Here is an 11988-nt window from a genome sequence, read left to right on the forward strand (position 1 = left end):
TTCACGAAAACGGTGTTGGGATGCTCATTTATAGCTACTTGCTTTTTGAAGAAGGGTGTGGTATGATAAAAAGAAAAAGGGGTAAATGAAATGCTTAGGATTGCTGTAATTGATGACGATAAAACACTGTTATGTGATATGCACAAGCTATTTGATCGATTTATCATTGCTTATGATTTTGATTTTACCGTAGAATATTTTTCATCTTGTGAAGATATCTATGCAAAATTCAAAGCAGGAGAAAAATATGATTTACTTTTCCTTGACATTGAGTTTCCGGAAATGAAAGGTACAGAATTTGGGCTGCAGCTGCGGAGACAAATGAAAAATTATGATACGCAAATTGTTTTTATTTCTACGATTCGGGATTATGCCATGGAATTATTCAAGATTCGACCGATTGCTTTCTTGATCAAGCCAATTACTTATGAGGACTTATGCAAATGTTTGCAGGATTATATGTTGGATTACAGTAATTCGGATAGTTTTTTGGAATATATATCGGAAAATACAAAGCATAAAATCAAATTGAAAGAAGTTTCGTATTTGGAATCTAACGGGAAAAAAGTGATTTTTCACACAAAAACAGAAGAGTTTGCCGTGAATGGGAAAATCAGCAGTATCATTGAGGGAAACGGTAGTAAATTCCTTTGCATATCAAGAGGCGTTTATGTAAACATAAAACACATCATTAAGGCAACATCAAAGGAAGTAACATTGGAAGACGGCACATCACTTTTTATCAGCCGAGGGCAGCAAAGCATTGTAAGAGATCGATTGTCTGAATTATAAAATTGGGAGGTATATATGGAAACTTCTTTATACTTAGTGTCAAATGTAATTCGCATTTATGCTATTAGTATTTTTTTAGATTCGTTCTTCGGTAATTTGAAATGCAAAAGGATAATAAAAATAATTGCATATATATCCTATTATTTTATCGGAAGTCTGGTTTGGATTATATCACAAAATACGAATATCAATCTTGTTATCAATACAGCAGCAATCATCTTAATTTCTATTCTATACCGTGCAACTTGGAAGAAAAGAGTTTTTTCTGCAATATGGGTTTGTGCGGTTGGAATGTTTATAGATTGGATTGCGTTTTCTATTTTAGGTAATTCTCAATTTGTGCAGAGTGGCTTTTTACAATATGTTCTTCTGTTAGATCTCGCTTTCTTATTTCGTCATTTATATCATCGTCATATAGAGTATTCTTCAAAGTCTCCATATTTTTTGCTGATTCTTTTAGTTTCTCTTGGAACAATTGCAGTAGGAATTCTGACAGTAAATGATAGTTCCAAGCATGACATCATCGTTGCAATTATCCTGCTTCTTATTAATCTTATCAATTTTTACACGTATCATCTGGAACAAGACCGACTGAAAAACAAACACATGGTGGAATTGATTCAGGCATCAAATGATGCTTATCAAAATCAGCTTAAAATCATGGAGACTTCCCAAAGAGAAATGCGGTATTTGCGGCACGATATGCAAAAGCACTTGAACACCATGCGTAGGATGCTGCAAGAGAAGGAGTATGCGGAGGTGCAGGAGTATCTCACGACAATCGAGAACGCAATTATTGTGAAGGAAGAATACTCGAAAACAGGCAATCGTGATGTGGATAGCCTGATTAATTATGAGTTGGCTTTAGCGTCTGATTTAGGTACAGCAATTATGTGCAGAATTGACTTACCGGCAGAATTGAATATTTCATCCTTTGATATGACCGTGATACTTGGAAACTTGTTGGATAATGCGATAGAAGCTTTGCGTCAGTCAGAAAACAAACGGCTTCTGCTCTCCATGAAATTGACTCGTGGAATTGTACGAATTGATATTGAAAACAGCTACAACCCAAAACAGAAAAAGAAAGCGGATCAAAAACAACATGGAATTGGTCTCCTAAGTGTTTCACATACGCTTGAAAAATACCATGGTGATCTGAAGCACTATGTAGAAGATAACAACAAATATCATACAACAGTGACCATGTTCAATGGAACAGAATGAAGAAATCGGACGTTCTAAAGCGTCCGATTTTTGCATTTCATACCCAAAAGTCATACAGTTCATGCCATAAGTCGGTTTTAAAAGTCCTATTTGTGCTATCATAAATTAGCGAAGAAAGAAGGTGCATGGGATGTTTGAAGAAGCATCAAATCGGATTACAGTATGGCTGTCCAAAACCAAAATCATAAGTTCAGACCAAGAAGTTGTATGCAAATGGGGAATGACACACATATTGGATACCCTTTTCAACATTGCAACTTTTACTGCAATCGGATTGCTTTTTCGAATGCTTCCGGAAACAGCTGTATTTACAGTCGCATATATTCCGTTGCGGTCATTCGCAGGTGGCTATCATGCAAAAACACCATTTCGATGCTGGGTTATTTCCAATTTTCTTTTAATCGCGGCATTGCTAATAGTTCGGTATGTTTCTCATTTTACTGCCTTCTTTTTATTGCTGACAGCTTTGAGTTTGCTCTGTCTCGTTGTTTTGATGCCTGTATCTGATATCCATAAAAAGTTATCGGAAAAGGACAGAAAAAAGTATCGAAGAAAAGGACTCATGATATTGATGGTAGAATTATGTGCATCTGCTATGCTCTATTATTTTGCCTTAATAAATTTCTCTTACAGCATTTTTAGTGCATGGATACTGTTGTCCATCATGCTCATTGGCGGAATGATTAAGAATGGCGTACAAGCGAAAAAATGAGAAAAAGTGCATTTCATACCCAAAAATCATACAGTTCGTGCCATAAGTCAGTTTTTTTCTTGACTTTGTGTTACAATGTAGGCAGACCAAATGAAGGCCTAAATATCAAATTGGAAAGGTGGTGCATTCACATGAAAAAGAAGATTTGCTCTTTCATTACACGTTTTGGCGGTACAATGGCAGCATTGGCACTTGTTGTTGCTACCATGACAGCAAATTCAACTTGTGCATGGTTGGCTTATCAGCCGGAAGAGCCGGAAGAAGTGAAGATGCTGAAAAAGGATTGATGAGGCACTGTATTTTTAGATATGCCGATAAATTAATCCACTTTTATATTGATTTTAAAAGAAATAATTTTTCAAGATGATAACCACTGTACAGGACAACAAAAGCTTTTGGATTTCTATCTTACTAAAATTTTTCTTTGAAGAATAAATTCGAATATCTGTTGCTGATTTCAATAAGAATTCGCCTGACTGAATGAAAGGAGGTGAAATCAAAATGACCAAACTTAAAAAAGTGGTAGCCGGCATTCTTGCAGCGGCAGCTATGGCAACGAGCGTTGTTGGTATGAGTGCAAGTGCATATAGTCCTACTGTTTCCAGAACTGTTGGTAGCGTTACAGGAACACTTTATTCTGATACAACGTATGGATACGGTACAACAGCTTGCAGTAATCAAACGTGTTATGTCAAAGTAAAACACGGTGGAACAACCTCAGGTTGGGCAAACTCATATGGCTATGCAAGTTGCAAAAACTCTGCCACTAATGGAACAACGAATGCACAATCATGGCACAGAACAGCGTCAACATCATCATTCAGTCTTTATTTCTAAAAAGCCTGTTTATTGACTTAATCCATTTTTAATCAAATGAGGGGATTGTATTTCACTTGATGTACACTCCCCTTTTTGAGTATAATAGACATTTTGTTTAAGAAAATCGTAACTATTCAGAACCCCGCCATAGCCGTGACTGAATTTCGTATACATGCATAATAGAAATTTACCTTTCAGACCGATAGAAACCGTTCAAGTGAAGTGAAAACAAAATCTCGATCTATTATTGGCTGTAAGCCCCTAAAAATCAGCACTTGAAAATCTGCGTTGATCGCAATTCGTCAATATGCCGACACCGATTATTCTGTGCATTTGCGATATGTCTTTAATCGTGATATAATGTAGATAGACATTATCATGGAGGTGAGCATATGCCGGATTATAAGGATCAGATTATTGAGAATCTTCAAAAAGAGGTAGAGGAATTAAAGCGCATTGTCGAGATGCAGAACGATATTATCCGTGACCTGAGAGAACAACTCCGCAAGAATTCCAGCAACAGCTAAAAACCTCCGTCATCTGATGGGCTTAAGAAAAAGCCTGTCAACAAGAATAGAAGTTTGCGTGAGAAAAGCGGGAAGAAACAAGGCGGTCAGAAAGGTCATTCTGGCACACATCTTGCTGTGCTTTCAGAGCCTGACCATGTCATTAATCATCTGCACGCTGACTGCCAGCACTGCCCGAAGCGTGAGATTTGCATGATGAATTCTGAGGTGAAAGAAATTCGCCACGAAATTGATATGATTGCTCAGGTTGATGTGACCGAACATGAGCTTATTACAATACCCGTATGCCCGATTTGCGGTGAAGCAAAAACGGGTTCTTTCCCTGCGGAAATTAAGGCGGTCGTTCAGTACGGACAAAACCTTGAAGCACTCGCTGTTGCTTTGAACACCATTGGCGCAGTCAGCTTTAATCGTACTCACGATATATTAAGCGGCGTGTTTAACGTTCCGATTTCTGTCGGGACGATAAAGAACATGGTTTCTCGTTGTGCTGCTAAAGTCGAGGAGGCTAATACTGTCTCGGCTGAGAAGCTGAAATCAGCACACCACAAGCACGGTGACGAAACTGGTTGCCGCGCTGACGGCAAAACGCGATGGACGCATTGTCTTTCAAACGAACTCTACACAGTTCTGTTTCTTCACGACAAAAGAGGGCATATTGCTATGGAGGAAATGGGTATCATTCAGTATAGCGGCGGCACTCTTGTCCATGATTGCTGGGCTCCTTATTGGTGCTTTACGAATGTTAAGCACCAGCTTTGCGGTGCCCATTTGCTCCGAGAGCTGAAGGGAATAGTGGAGAATCATCCAAAACAAACATGGGCTAAAAAATTCACAACTCTACTGCTGAATCTTAAGCGCGCAAAGGAAAAGGCGATTGCAAAAGGTAAAACCGCTCTACATCGAAATACCTTGAAGCGGTATTCCAACCTCTATGATGAGATCATGAGAGCAGCTTATGAGGAGAATCCGCTTCCGGAACGAAAGCCGGGACAGAGAGGAAGAACCAAGCGCGGAAAGGTGCTGTGCCTTATAGATCGGCTTTCTGCACACAAGGGAGAGGTCTGCCTTTTTGCACATGACTTCGATGTGCCTTTTGACAACAATCAAGCTGAAAGAGACATTCGTAACATTAAGGTGAAAACCAAAGTGTCCGGCTGTTTCAGATCAGTTGACGGGGCAAAAGAATACCTGAAAATCATGTCATATGTTTCCACAGCAATCAAACACGGCTTTACCAGTTTTGATGCGATTCGTCGTGCTGTTATGGGCAATTCTATGTCTATCTTTGCTCAGGACTCTGAATAGTTACAGAAAATCATAATTTAGAGGTGCAAAATATGAGTAGAATTCATAAGCTAATTGTTCCTATCATGCTGACAATGAATCTATGTGCCTGTGGAAGCGAAAGCATACAAAAGGGGAGCAACATTCAAAACTTCGAGCAAAATCACTATATCACACATGCGAATACTTATCAGAATGGCGTAATCTATACCGGTTCTGAGGGCAGTTCCACAGCAGCTTACTTTTTAGACTATGAGAGTATGCAAGCTGTTCCACTTTGTAATAAGCCAAATTGTGCTCACAAGGACACCTCGTGCTTGGCATTTCAGTGTGTTCAGGATAGCATCATGCCATTTGTTTATCAAGGTATGGTGTATTGGTTTCATACGGATTCTAAAATCACGGATTCCGATGATGGAAGAAGTACAGCATATCAATTTCAAACTACATGCTACTGTGGGAATATGACTACGGGCGAAGTAGAAAGCTTCGTGGAAATTCCGGATGTCAGCATGAAGGATGCCATTGAATTTGTCATATCCAATCACACACTCTACATCATCGGCTGTGATTGTGCATATCAGGAAGAGGATGGATCGTGGACGGAAATGTCTCGAATCGGAGACCAGTATCTTTATGCGATCAATCTGGATACAGCGGATGTCAAGAATTACGGTCTCATCAATGATGCACCAACTGCATCCTACAATTGGACACTGAATGGTGCAATGTTTGCAGATGTAGAATTGACAGGTATCTATCAAAATAAACTTTATCTGTCTTATCGCTATGTAGATGATCCCAATGATATTATTGATTATGTCAACACCGGAGACCCGGATAGTCCGGATTGGTCGGATGCCGGAACAGCAATCCCCTGGCATCGGGTGAACAAATGCCTCAATTTAGAAACGGATACCATAGAACCAAGCGAATATCCCGCAGCAGACTTGATTCAAGACGACACATATATTTATTATATGGATGGGCAATACCACGTAATGGATGCAGATGGAACAGAGACAGTGAGTGCAGATATTCCTGCAAATAATTCTCGTAATCTAACTTTTGTCAATGGAATCTTTTGGGATGGTCCGCAAAGCACCTGTTTTCAACCGAAAACCGGAGAAACACATGTCTTATCCGAAACATATTCCGATACAAATCTTACCGTAATTGCCTATTACAAAGAAAGATACATTATTAACTATACAGATGAAAACAACCTCATTCATTTTGAAGCTGTTCCGGAATCGGATTTGATTGGAGGCATAGTAGAATGACACTGGTTCTTCGTCATTGCAACAAACACTATGGCAAGAAGCACGCCCTTAAAGATTTCACATTTTCCTTTGAAACGGGTGTTTATGGATTGCTTGGTCCCAACGGTGCGGGAAAATCCACGCTAATGAACTTAATCACGGACAACTTAAAGCCAGACAAAGACGGCGGCGAAATACTCTGGGATGGACAGCCGATTCGGAAACTTGGAAAAAGCTATCGTGCTTGCTTGGGTTTTATGCCGCAGCAGCAGGAATTATACGCCAATATGACAGCACGAGATTTTCTGGGGTATCTGTCGGCACTCAAGGGCATTCCTCGGAAAGAGGCGAAAGACCAGATTGCAGATGTTTTGGAACAGGTAGAACTTTCTGAGCAGGCAGCACAAAAAATCGGCGGCTTTTCCGGCGGCATGAAGCAGCGGCTTCTGATTGCACAGGCATTGCTTGGAAATCCGTCTCTGTTAATTTTAGATGAACCAACTGCCGGATTAGATCCAAAACAGCGTGTGATTATTCGCAATCTGACTGATCGTTTGGGACAAGAGAAAATCATTCTCATTTCTACGCACATCATTTCCGACATTGAAACCATTGCAGACCAAATTCTGCTTCTGCGGAAGGGAACGCTTTTGACGCACGGAACAGTTTCTGAACTGATAGAGCAGGTACAGACCGGCGAAAAGACGCTGGAGAATCTCTATCTGCAATACTATGGAGGTGAGGCAAATGCTGCGGGCGGAGCTTAAAAAATGCCTATCCTTTCGAGTCCTTTGGATTCTGCTCTTTTGTCTGCTCTGCATCAATGGCTATTCCCAAATCACAAATGCTTACGACCGGTATTACACGCCTTCGGAATATAACGCTTTATACGAGCAGTTAAACAGAATGTCTTTACAGGAAGCAAACGCATTTGTCAGTGCCAAAATCGAGTCTGCTTCTCCGGACTCGGATGCAGACTACAACGGCTATCTATACTATGACACATTGGAAATTATCGAGGGGCTGCAAAATTATCCGGCATATTTGGAGAGCATTCAGACCAATGCAGAGAATATGACAGCAGTTTCCATTTGGGGCGGGACAGACACGTTTTCCTATCGGAACATTCAAAAAACGCCGTCCGCCTATACTGCCCTTGCTGGAACCACACTGGTTTTGGATACCTCTCTTGGCATAGAGGATTTGCTGTCCAGTCCCTTGACGGATTTCTTGGCGGTGCTGTTGCTATTCTTTTGCGTCTGCCGTATTTTTTTACGGGATCGGGAACAAGGCATTTTGCCGCTGCTCTATGCGACGCCCAACGGAAGACTTCGACTGATGAGCTGTAAACTGGGAATAGCAGTGCTCTGTGCCATCGGATTGGTACTGCTTTTTTATGGCGAAATTGCACTGATTTCCTGTAACTTGTACGGACTTGGTGACCTTTCCCGTCCAATTCAGTGCATCTATGGCTATGAAACCTGCAACCTTCCGGTTTCTGTCGGAACTTACATTAGCATCTATCTGCTGTTCAAAATGGCTGCCTATGCGGTATTTGCCGTGCTATTCGGCTTTTTCTGTACGATTGCCAAAAATAATCTGATGGTATACGGTGCATCCATTGGCGTTGTTGGAATATCCTACTTACTCTATGCGAAAATTTCTGTTTTGTCACCGATTAGCCTATTGCATTTCTGGAATCCCATCCAGTTTTTACAAGGCAAAGAAATTCTCGGAACCTATACCAATGTCAACTGTTTCGGCTATCCGATTTCTCTGAAGATTTCCGCTTGCGTAGTCATAGGACTATGGCTCTTTCTTTTTATAGGCAGTAGCTTCATCGTGTTTACACACGCCGGGAATTTGCAATATCGCAGTTTTTCCGTCCGACATAAACTGCATATTCGGTTTCGTGTCCATCAAAAATTTTGGTACACTTGCTATCGGATTTTGATTTTGCAAAAGGGCTTGCTTGTAGTATTTCTGTTGCTTTTCCTATCGGTTGGTTTGGCAAAAACATATACTCGAACTTACAGCAATGAGGATATTTACTACGAAAATTTTTGTAACGAATATGCCGGAGTTGTAACAGAAAAAACCGAACAATTTCTCACGGAAAAGCGAGCTTTCTATCGTGAAATCGAAGCACAGATCGCAGAGCTGGAACAGTCGGAATCGCCGAATTCCTATCAGATTGGACAATTGACCGCACAACTGAATGACAAGGCAGCTTTTGAAAAATTTGCACAGCGAGTAGAACAGATTCCCGATTCTGCGGAGATTTTCTACGACACCGGATATGTTCGCTATTTCGCACTGGATGGCAACCGGGAGGGCATGGTACAAGTGCTGCTTTTAACGGCTGCACTGACACTTTTATTGTGCCCCACTACATCTATGGATTGTAAAACCAATCTAAAGCAGATTTATCACGCCACGAAAATAGGGAGATTTGGATACCTTCGGCAGATGTTTCGTTTTGCGATTCTGAACGGCATACTATTTTCCGCTGTGCTGATATTGCCCTACTTGCTGCAAATTTTGAATCATTACGGAATGCAGGGCTGGAACACACCGCTTGCCGGAATCGAAGCATACAGTACTTGTCCTGCTCGCATTTCCGTTGGTGCAGCGGCAATTGGTGTCATGGGAATCCGCACAATTGGAGCAGCTCTTACCGGATGCAGCATCACATGGATTGCCTCTCATTGCAAGAGCCTTGTCACGGCGTATTGCATCAATGGTGTCCTTTTCGTTCTTCCGGCGGGATTGTGCCTGTTGGGGCTGGATATGTTTCGCTACGTTGGGCTAACGCCGATGTTGTATGGGATAATTTAGAGTTTTGAAATGGATTTCTTTCCATTGCGGAGCAACTTCGGCTGCTCCGCAATTTTATGTGTGTTCAATGGAACATATTTCTAAAAAGTGAAAATTTCAAATCCACCTGACGAAAAAAATCGAATCAGACCATGTACAAAGTTAAAAGGGTTTACTGACGCAGGTAACGCTGAGCGATGGTACCGCAAATGGCGAAAAGAATATCACCAAGTATTTCTACAACAACGGCGGTATTCAAACCAAGATGGAAACCGGTCTGAACAGTGTAAATGATTCGGACTACATGACTACCGATTACGCATATGATGCGTGGGGACATCTGGTAAATACCACTGACAGCACGGGCTACAATTCCGGTACGACTACCTATGACTTAAACGGAAATGTTTTGACTGTTACGGATGCAAACGGCAATGTAACAACCAATACCTATGACGCACTGAATCGTGTTTTAGCAGTCAATACCGTTTGTGATGACAGCACAAAGAACGTTTCTAAATCCTATACTTACAACAATATGGGATGGATGACCAACAAGTCCAGCAACGGTACAGAAACTTCCATTGAGTACGATGCTCTGGGCAGAGTAACTAAAGAGTGGGGTCCGAATTTCAAGGGCTACTTCTATGAAGGCGTTTCGAATTATGTAGAAAAGCAACTGGTCGGTTATGCACATCTGTTGCTGTATTCTGTTACAAACTATGAATACGATGCAGAAATGCGAATCGTAAAAGTTCTGGAGAGTGGCAGCGAAACTGCTTCCTACACCTACGATGCCAACGGAAACAAGACAAGCGAAACGCAGGCGAACGGCGTAGTTTCCACTTACACTTATAACAGTGCAAACAAAATCACGAACCACATCACGAAATCCGGCAATTCTACCATATCTGAGTACGAATATTCCTATTATCTTGATGGTTCTGACGCTTTCAAAGTCCGCAAGGAAAAGTGGTATAATAGAGACAACATCCTACGAGTACGATGGGCTGAAGCGGCTGACGGAAGAAGCAGTGACGACCGGAAGTTCGACAGACACCTATTCTTACGAGTATGACGATTACGGCAACCGTTCTAAGATGACGGCAACTAGCTCGGAAAGTTATGTAACTGATTACAGCTACAGCGATTTCAACGGAAATTATACTGCTTTACTTCAGAAAGAAACCAAAACCGTAGATGGCACTTCCGAAGAAATTGTTGCAAATGGCTTGGCAACGAGTCCGGCAGACTTGCTGACAACGGATAATTCTGACGTAGAACAGACAGTTTACACCTACGATGCCAACGGTAATCAGATTACAAAGACTGCCGATGGCAAGACGGAAACCAACACTTACGATGGCTTGAATCAGTTGATTGGCTTCACAGATGGTGAAACGACTGCAAGCTATACCTATGATGTGGATGGCTTGCGACTGAGCAAAACTGTCGATGGTAAAACGACAAAACACGTCTGGGACGGCAATCAACAGCTTGTTGCAGATGTGTTGGATAGCGAGCTTTATAGTGCAAATTGCTATCTGCGAGGCACAAATCTGGTAGCGACTTATAGCTATCAGAACGGCGAAAAGTCCGGGTATACCTACTATACGCAGAACGCACATGGCGATGTGGTGAATCTAACGGATTCGACAGGTGAAATTACCAAGTCCTATACCTATGATGCGTTTGGTGTGGAGAAGAATATCGATAACTCCGATACGAATGCGTTCCGGTATTGCGGTGAATATTACGACTCTGAAACGGGTACGATTTATTTAAGAGCTAGGTATTATGATCCGAGTATGGGTAGGTTTATCTCAAGAGATTCTTATGCAGGTAAGAATTCTGATCCACTGAGCTTGAATCGGTATACGTATTGCCATAATAATCCAATATTTTATGCCGATCCCAAAGGACATTCTGCTTGGACAAAATTTCAAGAGGCGGCATTTGCGGTTGAGCATCCGTTTATAGCATCAAAAATTGGAACGGCAAAACCGGATGATGCAAACAGCAATACTATATCTTCAAGAGCAGCTCGCTTTGCAATCAATTCTAAAGTATCATATAATTACAAAAAAGGTCAAGAAAATGAAGGCGGTCAAAGGAACGCTCTTAGACATGCAATCTGGTCTACAACAATAACTAGATATTACGGTAAAGAAATAATGAAGCAAGTTGGTTATTCTCACGAAAACCTTTCTGAAATGCTGAAAATAACATCCGATCCTACGAAATGGTATTTTTCAGATATGCACACTGCCGACACACTTTGTGACATTATGAATAATGAAACAGGTATGAAAATTGCAGCTTCGGGGGATGCCACCAATATGAGAAGCATCACTTTAGAGGTACTAGAGTACTATCATACTAATGGTTTGTACGTTGCTGTTGAATATGCTGATAACCTCTATATTGTACAAAATCAAAAATTATCAGATCAGGAATATGCGTCAGCAACATATAATGTATTTTTCTTGGATCAAAATGGACTAAGAGGCAACATTAATACTGTTGCAGATATCGTAAGACAAAG

Annotated in this window: 12 protein-coding genes; all 12 read left to right on the top strand. The window is 41.1% G+C overall.

The window, feature by feature from the left end:
• The first annotated feature begins 90 nt into the window (after window positions 1-90).
• On the top strand, window positions 91-792 hold the full coding sequence (locus tag RUMCAL_RS10040) for a LytR/AlgR family response regulator transcription factor (RefSeq protein ID WP_021682725.1): 702 nt from the start codon (window positions 91-93) through the stop codon (window positions 790-792).
• 15 nt (window positions 793-807) lie between these two features.
• On the top strand, window positions 808-2019 hold the full coding sequence (locus RUMCAL_RS10045; RefSeq protein ID WP_021682726.1) for a sensor histidine kinase: 1212 nt from the start codon (window positions 808-810) through the stop codon (window positions 2017-2019).
• Between the two features lie 130 nt (window positions 2020-2149).
• The gene (locus tag RUMCAL_RS10050; RefSeq protein WP_021682727.1) at window positions 2150-2731 is read left to right on the top strand and encodes an accessory gene regulator ArgB-like protein; all 582 of its coding nucleotides are present in this window, start codon (window positions 2150-2152) and stop codon (window positions 2729-2731) included.
• A 131-nt stretch (window positions 2732-2862) separates the two neighbouring features.
• Window positions 2863-3018: a cyclic lactone autoinducer peptide gene (locus tag RUMCAL_RS15585; RefSeq protein WP_156902516.1), complete on the top strand. Its 156-nt coding sequence runs from the start codon at window positions 2863-2865 to the stop codon at window positions 3016-3018.
• A gap of 214 nt (window positions 3019-3232) precedes the next feature.
• A complete protein-coding gene (locus RUMCAL_RS15590; RefSeq protein WP_021682729.1) occupies window positions 3233-3568 on the top strand; it encodes a hypothetical protein in 336 nt (111 codons plus the stop codon).
• A gap of 374 nt (window positions 3569-3942) precedes the next feature.
• A complete protein-coding gene (locus RUMCAL_RS16705; RefSeq protein ID WP_021682730.1) occupies window positions 3943-4077 on the top strand; it encodes a hypothetical protein in 135 nt (44 codons plus the stop codon).
• 54 nt (window positions 4078-4131) lie between these two features.
• Window positions 4132-5385, top strand: a complete 1254-nt coding sequence (tnpC, locus tag RUMCAL_RS14695; RefSeq protein ID WP_021682731.1) for an IS66 family transposase — start codon at window positions 4132-4134, stop codon at window positions 5383-5385.
• A gap of 32 nt (window positions 5386-5417) precedes the next feature.
• On the top strand, window positions 5418-6647 hold the full coding sequence (locus RUMCAL_RS10060) for a hypothetical protein (protein ID WP_021682732.1): 1230 nt from the start codon (window positions 5418-5420) through the stop codon (window positions 6645-6647).
• Window positions 6644-7393 carry an ABC transporter ATP-binding protein gene (locus RUMCAL_RS10065; protein WP_021682733.1) on the top strand — a complete coding sequence of 250 codons (750 nt, stop codon included), beginning with the start codon at window positions 6644-6646 and terminating at the stop codon, window positions 7391-7393. The genes RUMCAL_RS10060 and RUMCAL_RS10065 overlap by 4 nt, the downstream gene beginning before the upstream one ends.
• Window positions 7394-7802: 409 nt before the next feature.
• Window positions 7803-9464: a hypothetical protein gene (locus RUMCAL_RS10070; RefSeq protein ID WP_169726006.1), complete on the top strand. Its 1662-nt coding sequence runs from the start codon at window positions 7803-7805 to the stop codon at window positions 9462-9464.
• Window positions 9465-9708: 244 nt separating this feature from the next.
• Window positions 9709-10521 carry an RHS repeat domain-containing protein gene (locus tag RUMCAL_RS10075; protein WP_021682735.1) on the top strand — a complete coding sequence of 271 codons (813 nt, stop codon included), beginning with the start codon at window positions 9709-9711 and terminating at the stop codon, window positions 10519-10521.
• A partial coding sequence (locus RUMCAL_RS10080) for an RHS repeat-associated core domain-containing protein (protein ID WP_169726007.1) occupies window positions 10478-11988 on the top strand: 1511 nt, incomplete at its 3' end. The genes RUMCAL_RS10075 and RUMCAL_RS10080, both read left to right, overlap by 44 nt.

The sequence above is a fragment of the Ruminococcus callidus ATCC 27760 genome (assembly GCF_000468015.1).
Lineage (GTDB): Bacteria > Bacillota > Clostridia > Oscillospirales > Ruminococcaceae > Ruminococcus_C > Ruminococcus_C callidus.